Here is a 25,918-nt window from a genome sequence, read left to right as displayed (position 1 = left end):
TCCACAGCAACCACGCGATTGGTTTAAAATAGCCATCTCGTACACCATATACCGGTCGGACGAGGGTGGGTTGAAACGCCAGCCGTGGCCTGCCATTGTCTGACGGAAGTCGCCGTCAGCTGGTGCTGGGGGCCGTAAGTCTCTACTGCCGCATACGTTATAATGGTCTCGATGCGCATCCGCAGTCCCAGTTCTCTAAAGAGCCTTTTGCTTACCCACGAGCTTGCTTTTCTGTTACTGGTAGCAGTCACGGGTGTCCTGGGCGGGCTTTCGGCCTATTTCTGGCATCAGACATCGGCGGAGTCGGTTCGTATTAACAATTTGATTGGTGCTGCCCAGCAGATCCGCAGCGACTTGTTTAGGCAGATCAAGGAAGTCACTCGCGCAAGATTAATGGAGGATCCGAGGGCGGTGACCCTGTATACCGATTACTCGCAGCGGATAGAGGGACAATTTAATGAGCTCCGCAAACATGCGGTATCCCGCCCGGAAGATCTTGCCATTCAGTCGATGCAGCAGGCCTATCGTGTCATTCAAAAAGATATGAATAACATCTTTTCGGATCCCTACGCTGTCCGAGAAGTACGAATCAAGATTCTTAATGCGCGCTACGAAAAACGTGTCGTGGGAATCTTTGAGGATGCTTACAAGGACTTCGGAGCAATGCTGTCGGCGCAACACGAAGAGCTCGACCGGACAATGGAGCGCTGGACATGGTTTGCTCCCATTATCATGCCCATTCCCGTCGTCCTGGCGATCGGGCTATTGTTGTTCTCCCGCCGTATCGTGCAGAAGGGCTTCGTTCGCCCTATGGCTCAAGTCATGAGTGGCGCCCGTATCATCAGTGGCGGGCAGCTGGACCACAAAATCCCGCAGGATGGCGTGGAGGAGGTGAGCAATCTTGCCCAGGCGATTAATACGATGGCTACAGATCTTGCCTCGAGCCGCGATGCCTTGGTTGAGAGTGAAAAACAGGCTGCGCTCGGCGCGTTGGTCCCCGTGGTGGCCCATAATATTCGCAATCCTCTTGCGAGCATACGTGCAGCCGCGCAGGTGCTCGATGACGCCGATGATCCCGGCGAGCTGCGGGAGGCTAAGCATGCGATCCTAGTGACAACGGACCGGCTGGGCCGCTGGGTAAATGCCCTGGTGTCGTATTTGCATCCATTGAAGCCCCAGCCGGTAAGAGCACATGTCGGCCCGCTGCTGAATGCTGCTTTGACGCTTTTGAAACCCAAGTTGGAAGAGAAGGCCATACGTGTGAGAAGGCGCGGTTGGGACCACGATAAGGAGGTCTTGGTCGATGCGGATCTGATGGAACAAGCGCTCCATGAACTTCTGGCAAATGCGGTCGACGCGTCACCACAAGGGACCGAGGTGACTGTTCGCATGGAGAACACACAAGAAAAGCTGAGGGTCTGTATTCAGGATGCTGGGCCCGGTATGCGCTTCGATCCCAAGCCGAGCAACCTGGCACCGGGGCCGACAACAAAACGCTTCGGTACCGGACTTGGGATCCCAATAGCATTTAAGATTTGTCAGGCCCATGGGTGGACGTTGGATTTTCATTCGCACAATAGCGGCGGGACTGAGGTGGTGATTGCTGCGCCACTTGCGCCTACGCAGGAGACGCGAGAATGACCGAACAACCCGATATTCTCGCCCACACCGTTGAGGTGCCGGTCTTAAAGAAGCGGGTTTTGGTCGTTGAGGACGAGGCTGTGTTTGCAAAGGCGGTATGTAAGCAGCTCGAGAGGGCGGGATATCAATGCGCTGTCGCTGCGACATTGGATGCGGCTCGTAGCAAGTTTCAGGAGATCACACCGGACCTTATCCTCTTGGATATGCGACTTCCGGATGGGTCGGGTCTGGATTTTCTCACCGATTTGCGGGAGAGGTACCAATCGGAAGTTGCGGTGCTCGTGCTTTCCGCCTACGGCGAAGTGGAGGATGCCGTTGCCGCCATGAAGTTAAATGCTTCGGATTATGTGAAGAAGCCTATCGATTTGGATGAGCTGCTGGTCAATGTGCAGAAGGTTTTTGCTAAGGAAGAGCTCGCACGGCGCTTGGCCTATTCACAAAAGCGTGAGAGCCATGCGGCGGAGGATGTCGCGTTACTCGGGGAAGGTCCGGACATCAAGCGGGTGTACGAGCAAGTCAAACATATCGGCAGGCTTACTAGCGCGGCTGGGGTAGTCCCGCCAACGGTTCTGATCCTTGGTGAGACTGGCACAGGAAAAGATGTGGTTGCGCGCTTGTTGCACGCCTCCAGCGCCCGGCGAGATAAATCCTTTGTGCACGTAGATTGTGCATCGCTACCCAAGGAACTCATTGAAGCCGAACTCTTCGGCCACGAGAAGGGTGCGTTCACCAGCGCCCATGCCGCACGCACGGGATTGATTGAAGCAGCTGAAGACGGTGTGCTTTTGCTAGACGAGATTGGCGAGCTACCGCTCGATTTGCAATCGAAACTATTGGCAGTGCTTGAGCGCAGAACACTGCGCCGTGTTGGGAGTCCCCAAGAACGCCCTGTGGCGGCTTGGTTTATTGCTTCAACTAACCGAGATCTGAAAAAGCTGCTGGAGGAAGGCCGGTTTCGCTCTGACCTTTTCTACCGGCTTAATGTTCTTAGCTTGTATATGTCACCGCTACGTGAACGGGGAGATGATATTCTCATCCTTGCTCGGCATTTCGCCGGTCAAACGACGGTACGTTATGGGTTGGACGAGCCAATGTTGACACAAGACGCGGAGCAGGCGCTCATGTGCTATTCATGGCCGGGCAATGTGCGGGAGCTGAAGCATGTCATGGAGCGGGCAGTTCTACTGAGCGGTGGAGGAAAGCTATCGGCGGATTCTCTTATGTTGAGTCCTCAATCCTCGCCTTTAAGCGAACGCACATCAGCGGATTTAGAGACACTTACCATTGATGATGCCGAACGTCTGTTGATCGAGAAGGCGTTGCAGAGGACTGATCGTAATGTATCGCAAGCAGCAAGGGAGCTGGGGTTGACTCGTATGGCGTTGCGTTACAGGATGAAGAAGCACGGATTATGAACAAGGTACTGTGATCAGCGTATGATCGCGTGGAGGTGCTCGGTATTCATTTTCAGATAATTTTACGTCATAAAAGAAACAGAGAGGACCGCTAACATGAGCAAAGTAAACGTAACAACGAAACTCAATGTACCTGCTGATAAGGTTTGGGAACTCATCGGTGGGTTTAACACATTGGCGGATTGGCATCCCGCTGTTGAAAAAAGTGAACTTGAAGAGGAAGGAAAAGGTACTATACGGCGGCTTACGCTTGCCGGTGGCGGTACCATCATCGAGCGTCTTGAGCATATCGATAATAATGAACGGGTATACAGCTATGCGATCATCGATAGTCCCTTACCCGTTTCCGACTATGTTTCCACTATTCGTGTGCGCGATGAAGGTGATGGCAACGTCTCGGTTGTGGAATGGTCAAGTGAGTTTAAGCCAAGCGGGGCGACCGAAGCGGACGCTATGGAGACGATCCAGGGGATCTATCAGACAGGCTTCGACAATTTGAAAAAGTTTTTCGGTGGTTGAGCTGCTTCGGTTAGCCCGTTTCCGCGTTGCACGGGCTAATTTAACAAGACGTACAATCAATGCAGTTTCAGGCGTGGTTTTGCCCTTCGGGTGAGCAGGTTGGCAAGTGTGAGCAAGGTGACGCGTACAAATCCCTCTACGGCCAATTGGTGCATCTTATAAAGAGATAAGTAAGCAATGCGAGCAAGCACCCCCTCGATGGTCAAGTATGGGGACCACTTACCCAGCAGGTTGCCCATCAAAGTTCCCACGGTGCTGTGACGGCTTAAGCTTACTAGGGACCCGTAATCGCGATAGATATAGACAGGCAATGGCTTTCCTCTGAGCCGCCGGTCAATGGACTTTGCCAGAAACGCGGCCTGCTGGCGGGCCGCCTGCGCGCGCGGTGGGACCCATTCGTCGGTGTCTGGTTGCGGGCACGCTGCGCAATCCCCAAAGGCGAAGATGTGCTCATCACGGGTGGTCTGCAGTGTTGGTTTGACCACGAGTTGGTTGACGGCAGTGCACTCTAGCCTATCAAGGCCACTCAAGAAATCGGGTGCTTTTACGCCAGCCGCCCAAACCTTGATCTCGGCTGGAATAAACAGGCCTGCTTCCGTCTCAAAGCCCTTTTGGGTCGCTCTGTTGATGCGCTCGCCGGAACAGACCTGGATCCCGAGCGTATCCAGGGCACGCCGTGCTGGTGTTGACACCCTCTCCGGCAGGGCGGGCAGTATACGGTCCGCCGCTTCGATAAGCGTGATCTTCATATCCTTCTCCGGGGTGATCCGGTCGTCCAGCCCATAGGCGATCAGCTGTTGAGTTGCGTTATGCAGCTCTGCGGCGAGCTCTACGCCTGTGGCACCCGCACCGGCAATGGCAATGTGCAGTTGCCCTTCACGTAGTGGCTCGTGCTGGGTATACGCCTTCAAATAGGACGTCAAGAGTTGTCGGTGGAACCGGTCTGCCTGTTCACGGGTGTCTAAGAAGCTGCAGTGTTCTTGCACACCCGGGACGGCGAAGTCATTTGTCACGCTACCAACGGCGATGATGAGGGTGTCATAGGTACAGGTCCGGCGCGGGATCACCTCGTCTCCGTTTTCGTCCAGCGTTGGCGCCAGTGCAATGGTTTTATTTTCTCGATCGAGTCCGTCCATGGTGCCCAAGCGAAAGCGCAAATGCCGCCACTGGGCCAATGGCAAATAGTCTAATTCGTCCTCATGGGAGTTGAGCGTCCCTGCTGCCACCTCGTGCAGGAGCGGTTTCCAGAGGTGCGTCAGGTTAGAATCGGCGAGTGTGATATGGGCCCGCCCACGTTTGGCGAGTGTCTGTCCAAGCTTACTGGCGAGTTCAAGACCACCGGCACCGCCCCCGACAATGAGAATTTCATGGAGGCGGGATTTTTCTGTCACTTGAGGCGTCTCATTTTTAGAGAATTAATCGCTCATAGCTCTGTATGCACATATAGCAGGACGCCGGAAAGGCTATAATAGCTGACACCTACTGCCATTCAAAACTCGTAACACAAAACACATGGGATGAAACAATGGATGATCTGACCCGACTTGAGCTTGAAGCGGCTGCGTTTCGGCGACTCGTGCAGCATTTACGTGAACATACAGAGGTACAAAATATCGATCTCATGAATCTTGCAGGTTTCTGCAGAAACTGCCTTTCAAAATGGTACCTGGCTGCCGCTGAAGACCGTGGTATGGAAATGAATTATGAAGAGGCGCGTGAGACCATTTATGGGATGCCCTATGCACAATGGAAGGGAAAATATCAAAAAGAGGCGTCAGCAGAGCAGGTCAAGGCCTTCGACAGCGGTGTTAAATCATCATAGAGAAGAGGATTCCGCTAAAAGACTGGCGTGATGCGATAACCCTGCTCTTCGAGCAACCGCAATATACCTCGCTCGCCGGGGAGATGTAGCGCTCCAACTGCGATAAACGCGTCACCCTGGATCAGGTGTTTTTGCATTCGTGCCGCCAGGCGAATGTTTCGGTCATAGACAATCCGTTGCATAAAACGTTGGAACAGCGCTTCATCATCGTGCGGACGCTCATTGAACGCGACCATCCCAGCAAGGTCTCGTGCCAGGTAGAGTTGTAGCAGTTCCCAGGTCTGTTTGAGAATGACGTCGTGGTTGCATACTGTGTCAATCAAGATCGTGACCTGGTCCTCTATGGCCAGCCCTTCCATCGCCGCAACCAGCTCCTGCATAGTCTCCAACCCATAAACTGGCTTGTGTTGTGCCAGTGCTGTTTGCAGTAAGACCACATCCTGCGTCGGTGCGTTTACGGGACGGGGGCGACCCAATACGGTGAATGCGGCCCACGGTTTAAGTCGTTCAACATCGTCTGGCGAAACGCCATAACCTGCAATTTCCATGCTTAGTCGTTCATACATGCCATCGTCTAGCAGCGTGCGTAGAGTGTTACCATCTGCAAAAAACATGCTCTCAGTAAACACCTGGTTTGCCAGTTCATCGAGCTCGACTTCCATGACGAGCGTATCACTCTGTGCCAATGGCAACCGTACCGGCGGCGGTAGTCGGGTAACGAGCCGGTCCTGGGAGTGCATCGTGCCAAATAGGTGGCTTGGCGGTGTGCTATTACGTTCAACCTTCCAAAGCAATCCATGGCCGTAAGGTATCGATGGATGCTTGGCCATTTCGCTCTCCGACAGGGGAGGCGGTGGATTGATCTGGGCGCATGGATCCTCGCTCGCCAAGGCATCGCCAATCGCCAAACAGAATGAGAGCATTACGATGACAGCGACGAGGTTCTTTAAACAGCACATGTGTGGGCCGGTATCGTCAAGCGTACGTGTAAGGCTGCCTAAAGCAGACAGGGAATGCAACGCAGCAGGGATATCGGCAAAATTCTACCTTTCTGTCGGGATACAGTGATGGATTGGAACCGTACTCGGACGTGGCCAGAAACCTGTCGACATGTCGTCCTTTTCAGCGCGTGTGTCTGTGGCTTCGTCGGGCTCGGCCTACCGGCTCAGGCCGAGGTCGTCGGTATCGAAGTGAGCGACAGGTGCGATGTGCTGGATGGGCAGCCGTTTGGTGAGGTGGGACCTTACGAAAAGCTCACCGGCAAGATCCGATTCGAGATTGATCCCAAGAATCCCATAAACGCACGTATTGTTGACCTTATCAAGGCGCCCCGCGATGCGGCCGGAAAGATAAGGGCGAGTGCTAATTTCATGGTGCTGCGTCCGAAGGCACCGTGCCGATTATCTTGCGTCGCTCTCTTGGAGGTCAGTAACCGTGGTGGGAAAGCGGCCTTAGCGTATTTCAATGCCGGGCGGTTTACTGATAACCCCGTGGTTCGCGAGGATTTTGGCGATGGCTTGTTGATGCGTCGTGGCCTGACCGTGATCTGGGTTGGCTGGCAGTTCGACGTAACGGGTGCGCCGCACCGTTTGCGTTTGACAGTGCCCGTCGCGACCGACAACGGTCGACCGATCCAGGGCCTGGTGCGGGCCGATTGGACTGTGGATCAGCTGGTCGACCGGTTGAGCCTCGGACATCATGGGCATCTGGCGTACGCGGTTGCCGATCTGAACCATCCCGACAACGTCCTCACGGTGAGAGACGGCAGGCTTGCGCCCCGTCGCGTTGTGCCGCGCAGTGACTGGTGGTTCACAGAGGCAAGAACGCAGATCGTGCTCAGAGGCGGGTTCGGGCCAGGAAAGATTTATGAACTGGTGTATATGGCCAAGGGTGCCGCGCTGGTGGGCTTAGGTCTTGCCGCGGTGCGCGACACGCTGTCCTATGCAAAATATAACCCTCAAAGCCCGTTCCGTGTTGATTACGGCATCGCCTTTGGTGTCTCCCAATCAGGGCGGTTCTTGAGACACTTTCTGTATCAAGGCTTCAATACAGACGAGGACGGACGCAAGGTGTTCGATGGCATGTTTATCCATGGCGCTGGGGCAGGGCGAGGCAGCTTTAATCACCGTTTTGCGCAGCCTTCACGCGATGCCCATCAATACGCCACGTTTTTCTACCCGACCGACCTGTTTCCGTTCACGAGTTCCCTCCAACGGGATCCGGAGACCGGGTATCTGGACGGTCTTTATCTGCACCAACACCACGCGAATCATGTACCCAAGGTCATCTACACCAATACCGGCTATGAGTACTGGGGACGGGCGGCCTCGCTGATACACACGAGCGTCGACGGTGACAAGGATGTCGAGCCGGGCCCTTCGGAGCGCATCTATCATTTGGCCAGCGCACAACATTTCGTTGGTGAATTTCCGCCACGCGAGCACTTGGCGAAATACGGCGCTGTGATCTATCGTGGTAATCCACTCGATTTTCAGGTCAATCTTCGGGCGCTGATGATTCGATTGATTGATTGGGTCACACACGACAGGGCCCCGCCTGAGAGTCGATATCCGCGGATCGCGGGTGGTACCCTCGTTCCTGTGAGTGCGTTGGACTTTCCGGCGATCCCCGGCGTTGAGACGCCTGAGGTCGTGCACGAGGCCTACCGGGTAGACTATGGCCCCGAATGGCATCGGGGCATCATCACCCTGCAACCGCCGCGGGTGCTTTCGGCATTTCCATCCCTTGTTCCTCAAGTCGACGCATACGGAAACGAGCGAAGCGGCGTCCGCAATGTCGAGCTTGAAGTCCCGTTAGCCACGTATACGCCCTGGAGCCTTAGGGAAGGACTTCCTGAGGATAGCTGGGGATTGATGAACTACGTCGGCATGACGATCCCTTTTCCTTGGACAGAAGCAAAGCGGCAACAAACCCAGGACCCGCGCCCGAGCATTGAATCACTTTATGTGGGCCGCATCGATTATCTGGCCCGTGTCAAAGGTGCGGCTCGAGCACTGGTCGCCGAAGGATTCATGCTGCCTGAAGATGTGCCGCGTGTGCTCGCCCGGTCCGATGGTTACTGGCATTGGCTCACCCTTGGCAGGCGTGGTTGGTAGGGCGAGGGCCGGCGCCCGTCAGTCAAGTCGTGTCTAACCGTATCTCGTTCAAAGACTTGCCGGTCGCAATACCGAATATACTCTAATAGGAATGTGCCATATCATGAGGAGGGGGCCGGTGGGTGCCGGTATGTGAGAAGATATTTAAAGAATGAATAATAACCTTTTGTATTTGGCTTGAGCCATCAATGATTCACGCCGAGCGCGGGATGAATAATGATCACAAACCGGCTCTGCGATGGTGAACCGCGCGGTGCCAGGTGATTTTCAAGGCTAAGAGATAAGCTGCACGCGTTGTCGTAGTAGTAACCGAGGAGTCAATATGGATACGGTCCGATTCTATTTTAGTTTTCGGAGCCCCTACTCGTGGCTCTCATTCTATCGGATGAATCGTGTGATCCCGCGTTTGCCGCTGGAATTTGAGTTTATTCCGTGCTTTCCACCAAAGGAATTCGACGCGGATCCACGAGCAAATCCCGCCAAGGGTGAATATATTACTGCTGACGTAGCAAGATTTGCCGAAGCATACGGATTGCCATTACGCTGGCCAAGGCCGTTTGATACCGACTGGGTTCGCCCGCATGCGGCATTTGTGTACGCGCAGGATCAAGGGCTCGGCCGAGAGTTTGGTTTGGCGACTCACGCGGCGCGATTTTCCGAGGGCCGTGACATTGGAACGGACGATGCGATAGGCAATATTGCATCGTCCTGCGGGCTTAATCCCGCCGCTACCGTACGGGCGGCGGGCGAGCGTGCAATCCACAAACGCGTCCTAAAAGGGATGGAACAAAGTCGCGAGGACGGTCTCTTCGGCGTGCCATTTTTTGTTTACCGTGGGCAAAGCTTCATGGGCAATGATCGGATCGAATGGTTATTACGAACCATACATCGTGACTTAGGCAAGCTGTTGCCCGATATGCAAGATGATCCCTTTGCGCGACCGTACCTTTAGGCCTGGTCTATAGGGTGCTGTCGGTCGGGGCGAGTTCCGCTTCTGTCACAAGTTGTTGCAGCCACTGGTCTGCTTGCGTTTGCGTCTTATTATAGGTGACCGCCTTTTTAAACGCTTTCATTGCGAGTTTGTGATCTCCCTTTCTGTAGGCGGCGATGCCAAGGAAAAGATAGGCATCAGCCAGATCGTCAAGTTCACCTGAGTTTATGCTCGCTTGAAGGGCCGCGATGGCCTCGTCCCATTGTTCGAGATCTAGGTATATCCGTCCTAGCCGATAAAACAAAGCACTGTCGTCGGCGAGTTGCGCGGCTTGTTGAAGCGCATTCGCTGCTTGCTTCATTTCCTGCGCCAGCAACCAGCTGTTGGCAAGTAACTCCCAGTTCTGTTTACTCTTCGTAATTCGTCCTTGTTCAATTTCTGTTGCCAACAACTGTCCGGCCTTATAGGGCAATTGCATGTACAGGTACAGCTGAGCGAGGCGTAACAAGTCCTCTTCGTCTAACATGTCTTGTGAATACGCAAGCTCCAAAACTGCAAGCGCTCGTTCATCGCGTTTCAGCCGCTGATACATCCCAGTAAGTTGCAACCAGTAGGATCGTTCCTTTCGGAACTGGATGATCATCTCCTCTAGCAACGTAGCGGCGTTCTTATATTGTGACCGTTGGTAATAGCAGGCGAGCAGCAGTTGGTACCATGATTCGTTTGGTTGCTCAGCCTGTTGCACGGCGGTCTCAGCATGCGGGATGGCTTCGTCATATTGGTCGAGTTGGTAGTATGCCGACGCGGCTAAGATATGAGCGTCCGGAGGCGGGGCCGTTTCATTTTTTAACCATGTGTTCAAATATTGAAGCCCGTCTTGATACGTTTTCGTATAGATTAGTAACTGTGCGAGGTTGTACGTGAGGCTATGGGTAACCCCGGATGGTAGCGCATTGGTGCGTATTGCGCTCTCGAAGGCAGCGATTGCTTTTGGATAATCACCTGTGACGTGGTACACGTATCCGAGATTCTGATCAATGACAGCAAGCTCATAACTATTACCTTTTAATTTAGGTCTGAGTTGATGCAGTGTTGCGAGCGCTTCCTGATAATCTTCCTTCTCTATCATTGTGTGAACATCGGCTAGGACCTGATACGTTTGTTCTGAGAGAAGATAGCGACTGTCTTGAGGCGCTTCTTCGGCAAAGCCCTTGGCTGAGAGTATCAGAAGTCCGAAAAAACAGAATTGGAGATGCGCGATATATACGCTTTTCATCGGCTCACAATTTATTGCTGAAGTTTGAATCGGACATCTTGACGGGCGCGCCGCTCAACAGGTTCACCGTCAATCTTTTTAATGTTGAACTTCCACTTGCGTATGGCCTGTAATACAGCGCGGTCGAAGACTTTCTCCGGTTCTGCATTCACGACAACGGGATCCTTGACCGTTCCATCCTCCGCTATGGTGAATTCGACTGTGACCACGCCTTCAATCCCGCGCCGCAATGCGCGCGGTGGATAGATCGGCGGGATCTTTAGCGTTGGCCTGACATTCTCGTCGATGCCTATGGGGCCGGATGGCCTCTCTTTTGCACCGGAGTAAACCTCACCGAGGTAGGGACCTCCTGTGATTCGTAGCGGCAGGTCCACCTCGGGCGTTGGCATGAGGAGCTTCTCTGGCTTGGATTTTTGCGGTTCAAGTTTTGCAGCGGTGGGAGGAGGTGGCGGCTCCTCGGGTGGCGGCGGCTTCTCGGGCAGGGTTTTTCGTTGTTTTGCGTCTGGCGGTTCGCTATCACGCTTGAGCCGCACGAAATCGATGAATTGTATATCCTCAATGTCCGCAAGCTTGGGCTGGTCGCTGGTTACCATCTGCTGGATCAGATAGAAGAGCAGAAGGTTTATAGCGATAGCCAGGATGATGATGATCGGAATCCGCACTATGGTTATTCGGTGTCGTCACCGTGTTACATGTACGCCCAAAGCATTGGCACAACCCAATCTGATATAGGGCACAGACGCCTACTGCGACTCATCGCGGTCCTTCTTCATCTTGCGAGGCGGCGATTGCGACATTTCCTACTCCAGCAAGCCGTGCTTGGTCGATCACCTTTACCAGCAGTCCTGTACGCGAATCCTGATCGGCGAGAATGATCACGGTCCCTTCAGGATTTTGCGCGTGCAGTCGTTCAATGTGTGATCGAACGGAGCGAACATCTACCTGCTGCTTATCCATCCAGATTTCACCGTCTTTGTTGATGGCAATGATGATATTTCCCCGTTCCATGCGCGTCGCCGTCTGTGCTGTTGGGCGGTTGACGTCGATTCCTGACTCCTTGACGAACGATGAGGTAACCAGAAAGAAGATTAGTAGGATGAAAACCATATCGATGAGTGGGGTCAGGTTGACCCCGATCGACGTGGATTGTTCTTCAGTATGTGTCCGGCGCATGGCGATCAGTGGTAGACGAGTAAATCAGAGGCCTTCTGAATCTCAACCTTTGCGTGGTTCTCCAAGTTGGAACTGAAATACAAACCCGCGAGGGAGGTCACAAGGCCGGCAGCTGTTGTCAGCAGCGCCTGTGAAATACCGGCGGCCATGCCACGGGCATTTTCCGTGCCATATACCATCATCACTTCAAAGGTCGTGATCATACCGGTCACTGTTCCAAGAAGGCCAAGCAGCGGCAAGACAATCGTCAATGCAGCGATCGGTAACAGGAAACGCCTCAACGAGACGCCGATCTCGGCGACCATCCCTTCGCGAATACGACGAGCATGCCAGGATGAGCGGTCCTGGCGCCGTTGCCACTGGTTGATGATTGCTTGTCGCTTCCGGGGAAAAGTTACGTAGAGGTTTTGATAACGCTCAAGAATTAATATCCATAGCACGATAGACAGCACCAGGATTGCTGCGAGCACAGGTCCACCCCGCTCGAGGAATCTTAATAACAGGTCAACGAACTCAAACAGTCTGTGCATGGTGCTGCTCCGCAAGCCGCGCTACCATCGCAGCGCTTTGTTTATCTAACACTTGGATCAGCTGGTTGCTCGTGGACGACAAAAAGCTGTGAACGAGTAGAACTGGTATCGCCACCCCAAGGCCCAATACGGTGGTAACAAGTGCTTGGGAGATCCCCCCGGACATCAATCTCGGATCGCCCGTTCCAAAAAGAGTGATGGCTTGAAAGGTTTCGATAATGCCGGTGACGGTCCCAAGTAATCCGAGTAATGGCGCGATGGCGGCGAGGATGGCGAGCGTCCCTAGGCCACGCTGAATCTGGGGTAATTCTCGAAGAATGGCTTCGTCAAGTTTGAGACCCAGGGTTTCAGTATCGTAGCGGGGGTTCTCCGTAAAAATTGCCATGATCCGGCCGAGGGGATTATTGGCATTAGGCGTTTCTTGCTGCATCTGTCGTTGTACAGTTTGGCCGATTGTGGTTAATACAATGAAGCGCTGAAGTGCAATCAATAGCGCAACCCCACCGATCGCGATGATGATGTAGCCGACGATTCCACCTTGCTTTATGCGAGTCTCAAGATCAGGCGTCTGGATCAGCAAGGAAAGTAGGGCGCCCCGGGTCGGATCGACGGGCGTCGCTACAATCCCGGCGTTTGCCTGCTCCAGATCGAGCGCCATGCGTTGGTAACGGCGTGCGGGCTGGCGCTGTGGCTCTACCAGTTTGCCCGCCTCCGGGAGGTAGCGCAGGAATCGGCCATCTGTCGTGGCATTGAACACGCCAATGCGTGTGACCTGCCGTTCGCTTTCTTGCCCGTCGCCGGTGATCACCGTTGCCGGGAAACGGATCACCTTGCCGGATTCAACCATCTCTTCCAGGGCGAGTAGCCAAAGGCGCTCAAGCTCTTCGATCGACGGCAATTCTTCACCTTCGGCGAGTGCGTCGGCATAGAGTGGACGATCCGGTATCTGCGCGGAGACAAGGGAGGACTCGAGTATGGCCTTCATCTCGCCGGCGACCTGTCTTACGATGCCACGTTGTTCGCCCAGCGAGCCCATACGTTCTCTAAGTAATGCTTCCTGCTCTTCTATCGTTCTCTCGTTATCCTCATAGGCTCTTCTGAGTTGTTCACTGCGCGCCTCTTCACCGACGAGCATCGCTTTGGCCTCCTCGAGCAAGGCGTGCTGCTGCTCCTTCGCTTCAATAAAGCGCTGCTCCCGGGCCGCACTTTCTTCTTTCTGTAGGGTACGTTGCTTGCGCGCCTGTTCGAGGAGCTCGTTCAACGTAGTGGGTGTTTCCGCGGACGCCGTTGCCCCGACAAGCATAAGCACGATGAACAAACTCTTTATCATTGTGCGGTGACCGGTGCCGAGATTGGGAGCGTGATGAAATCAGGCGGGGCCTGCTTACGGGCTATTTGAATTCCTTGGGCGATTGAGCGATTGTAGTTTTTTGGGAGCACCGTCCACGTTTTTGCCTTGGCGTCCCAGTAGCCGGTTTCCTCACCGTCCAGGCTCAGATAAAGGAGCGCAATGCGCCCGATGCGAAGGAAATCGACCGTCCGTGGTTGTCCCTCCTGTTCCAGGGTGCCGCTGTAGGCCTCGATGGTGCGGCCATAGTCCATCTCGATTTGATAGGCCTCCATGAGGCGGCGGTATTTGTCGGGGAGTGATACGTCGGGTTTATCCATCATCTCTTTTAGTGCCTCGATTCGCAGGCGGCGTTCTTCAGGAAGAAACGGGACATCCAGCATGACGAAGTTCTCAAGGACTTCTAACATGCGCAGCATGAGCGGCACGATCTTTCTCCGTGCAACCTCGATATTGGCAAGTTGACGGGCGATCGCAGCAAATTCTTCCTCCTGATTCTCAACTAGCCGCTCAATCTGATCGTTGTAGCCACTGAGACTGTCGGTCTGCCGGGTCACGGCGCGATATTCGCCGATTAGCACAGCCGTCTCGTCGGCTAGCTTGTCAACTCGCGTCTGGGATTGAACCGCTTCTTTCTGGCCTTTTATCTTGGTATCGACAGCAGACTCGAGTGGATCAGTTGCGGCCCGTACATCGCCAAAAAGGACAAGCGTTACGAAACTGTAGGCGAGTGCCACCTTTAGGCGGTGCACCCAGCAGGTGATGGTTATCTGGCTCATCATCGCCCCATCATGGGTTTTATTGGCTACCCTCTCATGCTCGCCATTTCCGGCAGCACAACTTTCTGAATAACGGGCAGTCCCAAGCCACTAAAATACCGGGAAAGCGTTTAGGAATTTTTCCTGAACAACCTGGGCATCCGTCCTGAGGCATGGTGAGGATAGATTTTGATTGTTATAAACCGGCACTAGCAGAAGAGCATTTGATGGTTGCATCATCCGGGAGGCGTTCAAGCATGCATTGAAAGGCGATATATTGTCAGTTGCGGGCGGCGTTGGCAGCTCGCGAGGTTCAAAAATGGTAACCTCGACCGGTGTGCTGTTTGCATTCTGAAAACCTCCAGGCATGAGCTTAAGATTCCGACTCAACCTGCTTATCACGCTATTGTTCGCGCTGATACTGATTCTCGGTGCCGTTCTCGTGATACACAACGCGCGCCGGGCGGTATATGAAGAAATCCAGTCGACTGCGAACCTGACATTGCAATTGATTGAAGTGGCCTTTGCGAGTGCTAGCGCCGAGCAACAAAGTGAGGTACAAACGCGCCTGGTTGAACAAATCAGCCATTTTGAGCGATCACGGCATCTCGATATCGAGCTACGGAAATCCATCGGTACAGCGTCTTCGCCGCCTCGAAACACCGAACGTCCTATCCGGGCGGATGCCCCTCGTTGGTTTGTGCACCTCGTTGCCCCTGAGCCGCTGGAATTCAAACGAACGTTATCTGCGACCGGGATACCTTTCACCGAGATCATTGTTCAGGCAAATCCCTCCGATGAGATCACGGAGGCCTGGAAGGAGGCGCGAGGCGTTCTCGGACTCTTACTGCTGTTTATGCTACTCGCTAACGGTCTTGTGTTTTTCACCATCGGTCGTGCGTTGCAACCGATCGATGCCATTCTGAAGGCGCTGGATGGGATAGAGCAGGGCGATTACCGGTCTCGGCTGCCTACTTTTAATTTACCTGAGCTGGATGGGATCTCGCAAAAGTTCAATCATATGGCAGAGGTCTTACAGCAGAGTCGTGAGGAGAATCGTTACCTCACGCAGCATTCTCTCGCGATCCAAGAAGCGGAACGTCGTCATTTGGCTCGTGAGCTGCACGATGAACTTGGCCAGTCTATCAGTGCGATCAAGGCGGTGGCCGTATCGCTCAATAACCCGCAAAATGGCACCAGCGCTCCAACGCAGGATCGCGCGCAGGCGATCATTTCATTTTCCACCCACATGTACGATGTCGTCAGTAACATGATGCGCCGATTGCGCCCGGTTGTCCTTGACGAACTTGGTTTGGTGGCAGCGCTGCAAGACACGATTGATGACTGGAACGCACACCATGAAGATGTCTTTTGTCGATTTCGAACCGAGGGGGCCTTGAACGATCTTGGCGAAGCGATCAATATTAGTATCTATCGTATCATTCAGGAGAGCCTGACCAACATTGCGAAACACGCCAAGGCAACGGAAGTGGACATCACACTCAAACTCGCTGATGACATGGCGAACGGCGATCATGTGGAGAGCACAAAGCGCGTCCAATTGATGATTCGCGATAATGGGCAGGGCTTTGAACTGGAATCAACACGCCCCGGACTCGGTCTTCTGGGCATGCGCGAGCGCGCCGCGGCCTTAAATGGCGAGTTTGTTCTGGCGTCGAGTTCAGGAACCGGTGTGGCGCTTCGGGTGACGATACCCTTAGAGCCCAAAACGCGTGGGGAATGAACGGAGCAGTTGATCACATCAAGGTCTTGCTCGTGGATGACCATGCGGTCGTGCGGGTTGGTTATCGCATGCTGCTGGAGGATTCAGCGGACATTGAGATCGTGGCGGAAGCGGACAGTGGTGAACTTGCCTGCAAACGTTTCGTTGAGGCAAAGCCGGATGTTGTGGTTATGGATCTATCGTTGCCAGGGATTGGCGGAATCGAGGCGATACGGCGAATCATCGCGCGTGATCCCAGCGCTCGAATCTTGGTATTCAGCATGCACGAGGACACGGTATTTGTTGAGCAGGCGCTGCAGGCGGGGGCCCGCGGTTATATCACTAAGAGTAGCGCGCCGGAAGTGTTGGTTGAAGCGGTCAAACAGATCGCCAGTGGCAATATTCACCTGGATGCGGGGATTGCGCAGCGCCTGGCGTTTCAGAAGAGCCGAGGTAAGGGAACACCGTTTACGGATCTCTCAACCCGCGAGTTTGAGATATTCTGTCTGCTTGCAGAAGGGCTCGCCACGAGCGAGATAGCGGATCGCTTATCCTTAAGTTACAAGACCGTGGCCAATTACGGCACGCAAATCAAGAGCAAACTGAATGTCACCAGCGCTGCAGAACTTGTCCGTCTTGCCATTCGCTATGGCATCGTTAAGGCATAGCGGGTTCTTGATTCAGATCGATTCATCTTAAGGAAGCTTCTAAAAGGCTGATTTCTAGAACCCCATCAGGCGTTACTCTGCATCGCCACTCAGTAGCTGTTCTTCAAGTTGCTGCAATCTGAGTTCGAGTTTTCGCACCTGTTGTATCAGTGGTGGCAGGCGGGACATACTGGCTATTTCCTTTCGAGCCTGCTTGATCGGGCGGCTGGGAAAGCCCAAGATAATTTGCCCTGAAGGAATGTTCTTCGTGATGCCAGTTCGGGCCGCGGCGATAACCTCGTCACCGATGTTCACGTGATCAGCTACGCCGGTTTGCCCGCCCAGCGTGACGCGTTTTCCAAGTGTAACGCTGCCCGCCAAACCGACCAGGGCCACCAGGATACTGTGCTCACCGATATCGTTGTTATGGGCGACCTGCACGAGGTTGTCGATCTTGACATCGCGCCGGATGCGCGTCTCTCCAAACGTAGCGCGGTCAATGCAGACGTTAGAGCCTATCTCGACATCATCTTCTATGACCACCGTGCCCAGTTGTGGAATCTTCTGGTGCTGCTCGCCGGTCCATAGATTCCCGAAGCCATCACCGCCAATGACTGTGCCCGCTTGTATGCGTACGCGGTCGCCTAGGCGTGTGTCTGGATAGAGCACGACATTGGGACCGATAAGGCAGTCGGCGCCGAGGGTTACATCCCGTCCGAGGTGCGCGCCGGATTCGATCACGGTATTGTCGCCCACTTGCACCCCGGGACGGAGAACCGCGCGTTCGGCCACCGCGACATTCTGCCCGAGCTTGGCGTCCGGTGCGATGCATGCGTCCGGGTGAACCCCGTTGATTGGGCGCTGCGGCGGATTAAACAACAGCATGATGCGCACAAACGTTTCTTTAGGTCTGGCGCTGCGCAGCAGCGACTTGCCTGGCAGCGCGGGGAAGTCAACAGGCACGACTACGGCGCTAGCGCCTGTGGACTCGGCCTGTTTGAGATTCCGTTCACTCTCGGCAAAGGTAATCTCATCGTTGCTCGCGCCGCGCAGGTCATTGACGCCGCGGATGGATAGGTTAGCGTCACCGTCTATTTTCCCGCCCACCGCCTGCTGAATGCTCGCCAGTGTGATGTTCATAACACCCCTCCGTAGCTAGATCGATCTATAAGGCACTCTTTAACCAATTATTGAATTCAGGCCTACATTGATAAAAATTGCAACCCGGACTCGTTTAGGTACAAAGCCATCACGCTTTAGTTTGGCTGCGGGAATAAATCCTGCTAAGCCTGGGAAGGAGTCCCAGGCGTTATTTCTCTCTTTCTGATTTTTAAAAGCCCCCATACGGCTATGATGGAGACACAACGTCGTTCGCAGCGAAAGGCAACACTGTTGTTGCAGTTCGTGGGAGGAGGCCCCTCTGGGTTTGATTGCTGTTTGGCCTATGCCGCGCAAGGTCGTTATATTTTGACGGCAAGGGATCCAGATGTTGTCGAAATAACAAGAACGCGCTCAGGAAGGAGACATCGTGAATCACAAGTCTATGGAGGATAAGCACATCGTTTGGCGCCGTGCTGCCCAATTGCTCGGCACCGCGCTCCTGGTCTTTGGTGCGGCGCAGGGCGAGCAGAGCTACGCGGAGGGGGAAACGCCCGAACCAGAAACGTTGACAGAAGTCGAGGTCGTCGGCACCACACCGACCCATGGGGTGGGTCTCCCGTTAGACAAGATCCCGGCCAACTGGCAAACGGCCAGCGGCGAGGATATAGAGCGGACAAAAAGCGTCGACATCACTGAATTCCTAAACCGCAACATTGGCAGCGTGACGATCAACGAGGCGCAGGGCAACCCGCTGCAACCGGACGTCCAATACCGTGGGTTTGTCGCGGGACCGCTCTTAGGTCTGCCCCAGGGCCTTGCTGTTTATCAAAATGGCGTGCGCGTCAACGAGGTGTTCGGTGACACCGTCAACTGGGAGCTCATCCCCAATGTGGCCATTAACAGCATCAATCTGATTGCGGGGTCCAATCCACTGTTTGGCTTGAATACCCTGGGTGGTGCCATATCCGTTCAGACCAAGAACGGCTTTATTAATCCGGGTACCTTTATAGGCCAGGTATCGGGCGGTTCCTTCGGACGCATTCAAACGCAAGCTGAGAGTGGCGGGAACAATGGCGCCTTAGGATACTTTATTGCCTTAAACTACTTTACTGAGGATGGCTGGCGAGATGCCTCGCCATCGGACCTTGGCAACGCGTATGGCAGTTTGGGATGGCGAGGGGAGGCCAGCACGCTGGATTTCTCGTTCACTTGGGGCGACAGCGATCTCACAGGCAACGGACCTGCGCCCGTGGAACTCCTCGCCATGGACCGCTCGGCGATCTTTACCTCGCCCGATATCACCAAGAACAACCTGCTCTTCTACATCCTGGAAGGGTCGCATTGGCTGAATGAGAACACCCTGATCTCCGCTAACGGCTTTTATCGCAGCAACGATGTGGATGCGTTCAACGGCGATGCCACTCCCTTTGAGGCGTGCAACCCGCCGAATGCTGCCTTCCTTTGCGAGGAGGACGATCCGACAACGCCCATCGAGGACCAGAACGGCAATCCCATACCGGCGAGCTTTGATGCCATCAACAACACCAGTACCACAGAACAAGACAGCTACGGCGGCACGTTGCAGACAACCTTGTTAAATGATCTGTTTGATCGTGAAAACCAGTTCATTTTCGGGGGGAGCTACGGTGAGGGTTCTGCCGATTTCCAATCAGTCGTCCAGGCAGCGATGCTGAATGCCGATCGCAGCACGACCCGGACCAACATCTTTATCCCGGATGAAACCACGGCCCTCGACACGCGGCGGAGAAACGGGTCACTGTATGTGACCGACACCTTGGCGCTGACAGAAAAGCTCGCGTTGACGCTCTCAGGGCGCTACAACAACACGCAGATTAAAATCCGTGACGAGACAGGCCTGGAGCCCCGTCTCAACGGCGATCATACATTCGAGCGCTTCAATCCCGCGGCAGGCGCCACCTACCAGTACCGGCCCGACCTGGGGTTTTACGGCGGCTACACCGAATCAGCGCGCGCCCCGACACCCGTGGAGCTGACGTGCTCAGACCCCGACGCCCCCTGCCGACTGCCGAATGCCTTTCTGGCCGACCCCCCGCTCGACCAAGTGGTGGCCAAGACCTTCGAGGTGGGTGCCCGCGGTGATCTCGGGCCAGCCGTTGAGTGGAAGGTGGATGGATTTCACATTGTCAATAACGACGACATCATTTTCGTTAGCACGGGCGGTGCCACCGCCAATCAGGGCTTCTTTGACAATGTTGGCGATACCAAACGTGTCGGCATGGAGTTGGGGCTTAACGGCGTCGTTCAGAGGCTGACCTGGTTTGTGGACTACACGTTCCTTGACGCGACATTCCAGGACCGGTTTGTGGTGAGCAGTCCCAACCACCCCCTTGCCAATGCCAACGGCGATATCCAAGTGCAGTCGGGAGACCGCATTCCGTCCATCCCCCAGCACAACCTGAAGTTGGGGGGCGATGTTGCCATCCTGCCGAATCTGAGCATTGGTGGGGATCTCCTCTATGCAGGGGATCAGTTCCTCAGGGGTGACGAGGCCAATCTACTTCAACCCATCGATGGGTATGTGGTGGTGAATCTGCGCGGCGAGTGGGTGTTTTATCAGGATGCGTCGGTCTTCTTCAAGGTAAACAACCTTTTCAACGCCGATTACGAAACCTTTGGGCTTCTGGGTGAACCCGACGAGGTCTTCCCGTCCTTTAGTAACCCGCGCTTTTTAACCCCCGGGGCGCCTATTGGGGGCTGGATTGGACTCAGGATCAAGATCTAACAACCTCCTCCGGCACTATCTGCTCTTGGCGGGCGCTCTAGTGCCCGCTTTTTTGTTGGGCCATAAGAAGAGGCTGCTGAAAATCGCACCGGGCTATGCAATACACGGACATGCTGACGAATTGCGACTATGATGGGTCGTATTCATACCAAAGCTTAAGGCCAATTGATTTCGCAGAAGTCCTGCCTCCATAAGCCATAAACGGACTTTCTCCGCATCTTCTTAAGATTAATGGCGACTGCTGAGCTTCAGGGCGCATCACCGAATCATGACAGGCATTGCCTAGTCGTCGATCAGCACCCCCCATGGCGCCTTGCCGACTTCAATAGTTGCAATCACCTTGTTGGTTGCCGTGTCGATCACCGATACCGTGTTGCTGATACCGTTGGTTGTGTACACGCGACTGCCATCACGCGACATGGCAAGCCCCCAGACCCGTTTGCCCACCGGTATGGTGTCTTTGATCTCCAGCGTTTCGGCATCGAGGACAATGATCTTCGCCGCTCGGCCGCCGGCAACGTATAAGGTCGTCTCATCTTTACTCAGCAGGATGTCCTTTGGCTTTGCCTTGTCGATCCCATCCAGCGACACCTTATTCACGATCTGATGAGTTGTCATATCCACCTCTGTGACCTCGCCACTGACTTCAGAGGTGGCATAGACCGTGTTGCTGTCCTTAGTGAATGTTGCCGATCGGGGTCTTGCGCCCACTACGATATTGGCGACCATCGCGTGTTCCGGCACAGCGATCACATGGAGCATATTGCTGGATTCGCTGGTGACGATCACACGCGTGCCGTCTGGTGAAATGGCGACCCCCTCAGGTTCCAGCCCAACCGGGATCGCCACCAACGCCGCACCCGTTTCGGGATCGTACACTGTGGCCTTGGCATCGTCTTCGTTGGAGATATAAATGTTGCCGTTGGGGTGGACGGCGAAGGTCTCCGGATCCGAACCGGCTTCGAACTTGCGGAGCACTTCCAGCGTTCTTGGGTCGATGACGGCAATGGCGTTCTCTTCACTCACGGCGACATACAGTTCACTGCCGTCCGGGGCAAGACCGATGCCGCGCGGGCGCTTGCCAACATCAATGGTCTCTTCCACTTTATTCGTTTGGCTGTCGATCACACTGACGGTGTTGTCCTTTTCATTGGTGACGAATATCCGATAGGTCGGCTCGGCGGTGACGTTCCAACCGCCTAACAGCAAAGCCACGGCGACTGAGGACAGTACATATTTCATGACGGTTCTACTCCTCCAATGTTTTTCATTGCAGCCTGATCGAAAAACAGCAAGTTGCATACGGCATTGATTAATGTTTCGCATTAATAAAACTTTACTTGGGACAGTTTTTAAGACCGAGGCTATCAAGATCTGTGGTGTCTACGACGCCGCGAACCGGTGCTTCGCCGACAAGTTTGTCGTCCTCGACAATCAGCAGCGGCTGGCGTAGCTGCCCTGTGTTGCGAAAACTGAGCCCGACTCCTTTTTGACCATCAAATCGCAATTTCTCTTTAAAGTACGTGCGCAATTGTTCTGGGTTCGTACGGCCTTCCCGCGCCACCGTGTCCGAGGTCATCTTGACCGCCGCCCATCCTGCCCACGCATCATCATCCATTGGGATCCCATTGGCTTTGCGGAAGCGGTTGTTCAGTTCCCGGGCGGCGTATTTCTTAAAGTCCCGGTGCCAGGCCTGGGCGCTCACGTTGGCGTCTTTGTGCTTCTGCATCCATTGAGAAACCGCATCCGCTTTCATACGGTGGCTTGGGATCACGTGAAAGAGATTCGTGTTGCACGCCGCCCGTAGGCTGTCGTCGGTGGCGGTGAGGTTAAAGATCGGGGTGTTTGGAAGCGCGCTGCTGAGTGCGAACAACTGAGCTTCATCAAGGGCAGCGAGCACCACCGCGGGCTTGGGATCGCTGCCGGCAACCAAGGCATCGGAGGATGTCGCTTCTAGGGTATAGGTTTGTCCAAGGAACTGCCCCTGCAGGTTCGCCTCGCTCAGGCCTTGCTTGGCGCCGATGTAGGCCGTGCTTGATGTGTCGCCGAGGTAGGCAAGATGAATCTCGATGGGCTCGGCGCCAGCAAGCGCACCTGCGATGGTGAGTCCGACGCCGAGAATGGGGATCGACATCGGTCCAAGGTGAGTTCGTATCATTGGATTTTTACTCTCCTTAAGTTCCTTCACGCTTCAAACGTGACCATCGCGCTGGTGTGCGATCTTAACGCAAACCGGATGTAATTACTGTCTTTTCAACAGATTACAGACATACGTTCCTCGCCGGACAAATTTCGCCATGGCGGGCAGGGGCGCTCCATCGTTTGGCTCCATTTAGCCATGGGAAGTTCCAACGGGTTTGGGTATTGAGATTCCTCTGATCGCAAACGTTTTGGGCGTTCGCACCTTGGATCAATTCGGCTGCACCCTGTAGTGAATTTCGTTAAACTAATCTGTTCCCATTGTAACGGCGTAAACTCGCGATTTGGACGTCATAACGCGCCGTCACGTGAGTGAGCACGGCAGCGTGACTTGCTACAAATGACCTAGAAAGTCAGGAGGTTAAGCATGAGTGTCGCAGCAGCAGAAGTTCAACTCGACCGTTCGGTCGCAAGCTTTGTAAAAGAGCGGCGCAAGCTCTTGATCAATGGGCAATGGGTCGACGCCGCCTCGGGAAAGATGTTCGACGTCATCAACCCGGCCACCGCCGAGGTGATCGCCCATGCGGCGGAGGGCGACAAGGAAGATATCGACCGTGCCGTTCAGGCCGCCCGCCGGGCCTTTGAGAGCGGGCCTTGGCCGAACATGACCCCGTCGCAGCGCGGTCGCCTGGTCTGGAAGCTGGGTGATCTCATCTACGAGCACCTGGAGGAGCTGGCGCAACTGGAGTCCCTGGATAATGGTAAGCCCATCAGCGTCGCGCGCGCTGCCGACGTGCCGCTGGCGGCCGATCTGTTCCACTACATGGCCGGATGGGCCACCAAGCTCGAGGGCAATACCATCCCCCTCTCGGTGCCCTATGCCCCCGGGGTGAAGTTCCACGCCTACACACTGCGTGAGCCGGTGGGGGTCGTCGGCCAGATCATCCCGTGGAATTTTCCGTTGTTGATGGCCGCATGGAAGCTCGGACCGGCACTTGCCACGGGCTGTACCGTGGTGCTGAAGCCGGCTGAGGAGACGCCGCTGTCAGGTTTGCGTCTTGGGGAGCTTACCCAGGAAGCGGGATTTCCCGACGGGGTGGTGAACATCATCACCGGGTTTGGCGAGACGGCTGGCGCGGCGCTGGCGGCGCACCCGGGGGTGGATAAAATTGCCTTCACCGGGTCAACCGAGGTGGGCAAGCTCATCGTGGCGGCCGCGGCGAATGATCTGAAGAAGCTATCCCTTGAGCTCGGCGGCAAGTCGCCGAACATTGTCTTCACCGATGCGGACCTCGACGTTGCCGTAGCCGGTACTGCGAGCGCCATCTTTTTCAATCACGGCCAGTGTTGTTGCGCCGGGTCCCGCTTATTCGTGCAACAGGACATCTTTGACAAGGTCGTCGAGGGGGTCGCGAATGAGGCCAAGAACATCAAGGTGGGCCCGGGGCTGCATCCGGAGACGCAGATGGGCCCGATGGTCTCCGAGATCCAACACCAGCGGGTGTGCGGCTATCTCGAGTCAGGTGTTGCCGAGGGCGCGAAGGCCATCACCGGCGGCAAGAAGATCGGTGGCCCGGGCTACTTTGTTGAACCGACTGTGCTGGTGGAGACCAAGCCACATATGAAGGTGATTCAGGAAGAGATCTTTGGGCCCGTGGTCGCCGCCATTCCGTTTAAACAACTGGATGATGACGTGATCGCTGCCGCCAACGATTCCATCTACGGCTTGGCCGCCGGGATTTGGACCCAGGACATCAGCAAGGCCCATTCGGTGGCGGCTAAGCTGAAGGCGGGCACCGTCTGGATCAATTCTTACAACATCTTCGATGCCGCGTTGCCCTTTGGCGGCTACAAGCAGTCTGGCTGGGGACGTGAGATGGGACATGATGCCCTTGATCTCTATACCCAGAAGAAGGCGGTCTGCGTTGCCCTCTAAGGGAGTCGCACTGGCAGTGCCAACGGGCACTGTCGAGTCATAAAGGTCGCGAGGCGCTGTCTCATCGCAGGCCGCCCACTCGCGGCCTGCGATTTTTTGTCTTTGCTTGGCCGGCCTGGCAGGGGTCGCGCCGGGCGGGCTGGCCTTATTGCGTTGATATGTCAGGCCTTCTGGCGATGTGGTTGGATAGCTCTTGCTAAAGTGACGGGCAATGAGGATGCGCACTTAAGGATTTTGCACGGCACAAATCGGGTCGGTGCACCCCTATGAGGCCCCGTTCCCCGGTAAAGTGTTGCATAAAAACAACAAATCGCTGATTGTGGCATTTTTGAAAAAAAATTTGCAAGCCGTGAGTGCCTGTAGTATTTTTGCTGGGTCTTTCGCGAGAAAGACATCGATGATCATCAGGCCTCGTTGGCCTTGTGAGACTCACCAAAGAACGAAAGGGGAGGCACAAAAGCCCGTGAGGTTAAACCAACATCCTATAAAACTGAAAGGGTTAAGTGGTTAACTAGGAGGGAATGATGGAAACCAAATTTACCAACTCCAAACTCGCAGCCGCGATCGGCTCTGCGACGCTGGCTATGGCGCTTAGCGGGCCTGCTAACGCCGTGGTCATCGTCGGCGGGGACAACGGTTGGGAGATAAGCTTCGACGGCGAAGTCAACCAATTCTATACCTACAGTGACTACGACGGTCTGGCAGCTAACGCGACCCGGGCCGTAGCGGGTGTAAATACTACCGGGGCGGTGGTTGGCGGCATACTAAATAATGGCGCGGGGATCGTAACCCGAGCGGCCGATCCGTCTAAAGGTGCGGGTAACCTCGCGTCGATCTCAGAGTCTCGGCTGCAGACCGGTTTGTTGCCGATCTTCTACAGCTTCAATGCCAAGTCGCCAACGGTCAACGGCCTGACGGGTGGGGCACGCATCAGCTTCGCACCGCAGACGAATAATCCCCACACCGAGACCGCGTTCGGTTCCCAGATCGACTTTCGTGAAGGCTTCTTCACGGTCGACGGCAGCTGGGGCCAGGTCCTGGCGGGAAGAACCCTGAGTCTCTTCCTGGGCCAGAACATC

The 25,918-nt window shown here is 54.9% G+C and carries 22 protein-coding genes; 11 read left to right on the top strand and 11 right to left on the bottom strand.

All coding sequences use genetic code 11. The features are described 5' to 3' along the window. Positions 1–171 precede the first annotated feature (171 nt). From O6944_04550 to O6944_04540, 3 genes are all read left to right on the top strand, one after another. On the top strand, positions 172–1,641 hold the full coding sequence (locus tag O6944_04550; GenBank protein ID MCZ6718409.1) for a HAMP domain-containing sensor histidine kinase: 1,470 nt from the start codon (positions 172–174) through the stop codon (positions 1,639–1,641). Continuing rightward, complete coding sequence (locus tag O6944_04545; protein ID MCZ6718408.1) at positions 1,638–3,056, top strand: sigma-54 dependent transcriptional regulator; 1,419 nt, start codon at positions 1,638–1,640, stop codon at positions 3,054–3,056. The genes O6944_04550 and O6944_04545 overlap by 4 nt, the downstream gene beginning before the upstream one ends. A 96-nt stretch (positions 3,057–3,152) precedes the next feature. Continuing rightward, positions 3,153–3,575 carry an SRPBCC family protein gene (locus tag O6944_04540; GenBank protein ID MCZ6718407.1) on the top strand — a complete coding sequence of 141 codons (423 nt, stop codon included), beginning with the start codon at positions 3,153–3,155 and terminating at the stop codon, positions 3,573–3,575. A gap of 56 nt (positions 3,576–3,631) precedes the next feature. On the opposite strand, the gene O6944_04535 is transcribed toward O6944_04540, so the two are convergent. Next, positions 3,632–4,966 carry an NAD(P)/FAD-dependent oxidoreductase gene (locus O6944_04535; protein MCZ6718406.1) on the bottom strand — a complete coding sequence of 445 codons (1,335 nt, stop codon included), beginning with the start codon at positions 4,964–4,966 and terminating at the stop codon, positions 3,632–3,634. Positions 4,967–5,100: 134 nt separating this feature from the next. Between O6944_04535 and O6944_04530 the strand changes: the two genes are divergently transcribed. Then, positions 5,101–5,397: a DUF1244 domain-containing protein gene (locus O6944_04530; protein ID MCZ6718405.1), complete on the top strand. Its 297-nt coding sequence runs from the start codon at positions 5,101–5,103 to the stop codon at positions 5,395–5,397. Positions 5,398–5,411: 14 nt separating this feature from the next. On the opposite strand, the gene O6944_04525 is transcribed toward O6944_04530, so the two are convergent. Continuing rightward, complete coding sequence (locus O6944_04525) at positions 5,412–6,356, bottom strand: TraB/GumN family protein (GenBank protein ID MCZ6718404.1); 945 nt, start codon at positions 6,354–6,356, stop codon at positions 5,412–5,414. A 54-nt stretch (positions 6,357–6,410) separates the two neighbouring features. Between O6944_04525 and O6944_04520 the strand changes: the two genes are divergently transcribed. After that, the gene (locus O6944_04520) at positions 6,411–8,513 is read left to right on the top strand and encodes an alpha/beta hydrolase domain-containing protein (protein MCZ6718403.1); all 2,103 of its coding nucleotides are present in this window, start codon (positions 6,411–6,413) and stop codon (positions 8,511–8,513) included. Between the two features lie 322 nt (positions 8,514–8,835). Then, positions 8,836–9,465: a DsbA family protein gene (locus tag O6944_04515; GenBank protein MCZ6718402.1), complete on the top strand. Its 630-nt coding sequence runs from the start codon at positions 8,836–8,838 to the stop codon at positions 9,463–9,465. 7 nt (positions 9,466–9,472) lie between these two features. Here O6944_04515 and O6944_04510 read toward each other — a convergent pair whose 3' ends face one another. The 6 genes from O6944_04510 to O6944_04485 all read right to left on the bottom strand — a co-directional run bounded on the left by O6944_04510 (position 9,473) and on the right by O6944_04485 (position 14,550). After that, a complete protein-coding gene (locus O6944_04510; GenBank protein ID MCZ6718401.1) occupies positions 9,473–10,720 on the bottom strand; it encodes a tetratricopeptide repeat protein in 1,248 nt (415 codons plus the stop codon). 11 nt (positions 10,721–10,731) lie between these two features. Continuing rightward, positions 10,732–11,382 (bottom strand): TonB family protein, encoded by a 651-nt coding sequence (locus O6944_04505; GenBank protein MCZ6718400.1) that lies wholly within the window; start codon positions 11,380–11,382, stop codon positions 10,732–10,734. Positions 11,383–11,473: 91 nt separating this feature from the next. Continuing rightward, the gene (locus O6944_04500; protein MCZ6718399.1) at positions 11,474–11,893 is read right to left on the bottom strand and encodes a biopolymer transporter ExbD; all 420 of its coding nucleotides are present in this window, start codon (positions 11,891–11,893) and stop codon (positions 11,474–11,476) included. Positions 11,894–11,898: 5 nt separating this feature from the next. After that, positions 11,899–12,423 (bottom strand): MotA/TolQ/ExbB proton channel family protein, encoded by a 525-nt coding sequence (locus O6944_04495; protein MCZ6718398.1) that lies wholly within the window; start codon positions 12,421–12,423, stop codon positions 11,899–11,901. Further along, positions 12,407–13,753, bottom strand: coding sequence for a MotA/TolQ/ExbB proton channel family protein (locus O6944_04490; GenBank protein ID MCZ6718397.1), 1,347 nt, complete (start codon positions 13,751–13,753; stop codon positions 12,407–12,409). The genes O6944_04495 and O6944_04490 overlap by 17 nt, the downstream gene beginning before the upstream one ends. Beyond that, positions 13,750–14,550 carry a DUF3450 domain-containing protein gene (locus O6944_04485; GenBank protein ID MCZ6718396.1) on the bottom strand — a complete coding sequence of 267 codons (801 nt, stop codon included), beginning with the start codon at positions 14,548–14,550 and terminating at the stop codon, positions 13,750–13,752. The genes O6944_04490 and O6944_04485 overlap by 4 nt, the downstream gene beginning before the upstream one ends. Positions 14,551–14,896: 346 nt before the next feature. On the opposite strand from O6944_04485, the gene O6944_04480 reads away from it, so the two are divergent. Then, positions 14,897–16,273, top strand: coding sequence for a histidine kinase (locus tag O6944_04480; GenBank protein ID MCZ6718395.1), 1,377 nt, complete (start codon positions 14,897–14,899; stop codon positions 16,271–16,273). After that, positions 16,270–16,920, top strand: a complete 651-nt coding sequence (locus O6944_04475) for a response regulator transcription factor (protein MCZ6718394.1) — start codon at positions 16,270–16,272, stop codon at positions 16,918–16,920. The genes O6944_04480 and O6944_04475 overlap by 4 nt, the downstream gene beginning before the upstream one ends. A 72-nt stretch (positions 16,921–16,992) precedes the next feature. Here O6944_04475 and lpxD read toward each other — a convergent pair whose 3' ends face one another. Then, positions 16,993–18,039: a UDP-3-O-(3-hydroxymyristoyl)glucosamine N-acyltransferase gene (lpxD, locus tag O6944_04470; GenBank protein MCZ6718393.1), complete on the bottom strand. Its 1,047-nt coding sequence runs from the start codon at positions 18,037–18,039 to the stop codon at positions 16,993–16,995. Positions 18,040–18,427: 388 nt separating this feature from the next. Here lpxD and O6944_04465 point away from each other — a divergent pair, with 388 nt between their 5' ends. Next, on the top strand, positions 18,428–20,764 hold the full coding sequence (locus O6944_04465) for a TonB-dependent receptor (protein MCZ6718392.1): 2,337 nt from the start codon (positions 18,428–18,430) through the stop codon (positions 20,762–20,764). A gap of 282 nt (positions 20,765–21,046) precedes the next feature. On the opposite strand, the gene O6944_04460 is transcribed toward O6944_04465, so the two are convergent. Both O6944_04460 and O6944_04455 read right to left on the bottom strand, forming a co-directional pair. Then, a complete protein-coding gene (locus O6944_04460) occupies positions 21,047–22,006 on the bottom strand; it encodes a PQQ-dependent catabolism-associated beta-propeller protein (protein ID MCZ6718391.1) in 960 nt (319 codons plus the stop codon). 94 nt (positions 22,007–22,100) lie between these two features. Continuing rightward, entirely contained in the window at positions 22,101–22,922 is an 822-nt protein-coding gene (locus O6944_04455) for a hypothetical protein (protein ID MCZ6718390.1), read from the bottom strand. Positions 22,923–23,330: 408 nt separating this feature from the next. On the opposite strand from O6944_04455, the gene O6944_04450 reads away from it, so the two are divergent. Both O6944_04450 and O6944_04445 read left to right on the top strand, forming a co-directional pair. After that, positions 23,331–24,839 (top strand): aldehyde dehydrogenase family protein, encoded by a 1,509-nt coding sequence (locus O6944_04450; GenBank protein ID MCZ6718389.1) that lies wholly within the window; start codon positions 23,331–23,333, stop codon positions 24,837–24,839. A gap of 521 nt (positions 24,840–25,360) precedes the next feature. Continuing rightward, the coding region (locus tag O6944_04445) for a hypothetical protein (protein ID MCZ6718388.1) at positions 25,361–25,918 on the top strand (558 nt) is incomplete at its 3' end.

It is taken from the genome of Gammaproteobacteria bacterium, from assembly GCA_027296625.1.
In the GTDB taxonomy this organism is placed as follows: Bacteria; Pseudomonadota; Gammaproteobacteria; order JAKEHO01; family JAKEHO01; genus JAKEHO01.
This window is presented reverse-complemented; position numbering and strand designations above follow the sequence as displayed.

What these genes read in the sequence shown, in the direction of transcription:
- O6944_04550 (MCZ6718409.1), top strand. Translation starts at nt 172, where the DNA reads ATGCGCATCCGCAGTCCCAGTTCTCTAAAGAGCCTTTTGCTTACCCAC.
- O6944_04510 (MCZ6718401.1), bottom strand. Translation starts at nt 10,720, where the DNA reads ATGAAAAGCGTATATATCGCGCATCTCCAATTCTGTTTTTTCGGACTT.
- O6944_04540 (MCZ6718407.1), top strand. Translation starts at nt 3,153, where the DNA reads ATGAGCAAAGTAAACGTAACAACGAAACTCAATGTACCTGCTGATAAG.
- O6944_04455 (MCZ6718390.1), bottom strand. Translation starts at nt 22,922, where the DNA reads ATGATACGAACTCACCTTGGACCGATGTCGATCCCCATTCTCGGCGTC.
- O6944_04525 (MCZ6718404.1), bottom strand. Translation starts at nt 6,356, where the DNA reads ATGTGCTGTTTAAAGAACCTCGTCGCTGTCATCGTAATGCTCTCATTC.
- O6944_04475 (MCZ6718394.1), top strand. Translation starts at nt 16,270, where the DNA reads ATGAACGGAGCAGTTGATCACATCAAGGTCTTGCTCGTGGATGACCAT.
- O6944_04450 (MCZ6718389.1), top strand. Translation starts at nt 23,331, where the DNA reads ATGAGTGTCGCAGCAGCAGAAGTTCAACTCGACCGTTCGGTCGCAAGC.
- O6944_04460 (MCZ6718391.1), bottom strand. Translation starts at nt 22,006, where the DNA reads ATGAAATATGTACTGTCCTCAGTCGCCGTGGCTTTGCTGTTAGGCGGT.
- O6944_04545 (MCZ6718408.1), top strand. Translation starts at nt 1,638, where the DNA reads ATGACCGAACAACCCGATATTCTCGCCCACACCGTTGAGGTGCCGGTC.
- O6944_04500 (MCZ6718399.1), bottom strand. Translation starts at nt 11,893, where the DNA reads ATGCGCCGGACACATACTGAAGAACAATCCACGTCGATCGGGGTCAAC.
- O6944_04520 (MCZ6718403.1), top strand. Translation starts at nt 6,411, where the DNA reads ATGCAACGCAGCAGGGATATCGGCAAAATTCTACCTTTCTGTCGGGAT.
- O6944_04515 (MCZ6718402.1), top strand. Translation starts at nt 8,836, where the DNA reads ATGGATACGGTCCGATTCTATTTTAGTTTTCGGAGCCCCTACTCGTGG.
- lpxD (MCZ6718393.1), bottom strand. Translation starts at nt 18,039, where the DNA reads ATGAACATCACACTGGCGAGCATTCAGCAGGCGGTGGGCGGGAAAATA.
- O6944_04495 (MCZ6718398.1), bottom strand. Translation starts at nt 12,423, where the DNA reads ATGCACAGACTGTTTGAGTTCGTTGACCTGTTATTAAGATTCCTCGAG.
- O6944_04480 (MCZ6718395.1), top strand. Translation starts at nt 14,897, where the DNA reads ATGAGCTTAAGATTCCGACTCAACCTGCTTATCACGCTATTGTTCGCG.
- O6944_04530 (MCZ6718405.1), top strand. Translation starts at nt 5,101, where the DNA reads ATGGATGATCTGACCCGACTTGAGCTTGAAGCGGCTGCGTTTCGGCGA.
- O6944_04490 (MCZ6718397.1), bottom strand. Translation starts at nt 13,753, where the DNA reads ATGATAAAGAGTTTGTTCATCGTGCTTATGCTTGTCGGGGCAACGGCG.
- O6944_04485 (MCZ6718396.1), bottom strand. Translation starts at nt 14,550, where the DNA reads ATGAGCCAGATAACCATCACCTGCTGGGTGCACCGCCTAAAGGTGGCA.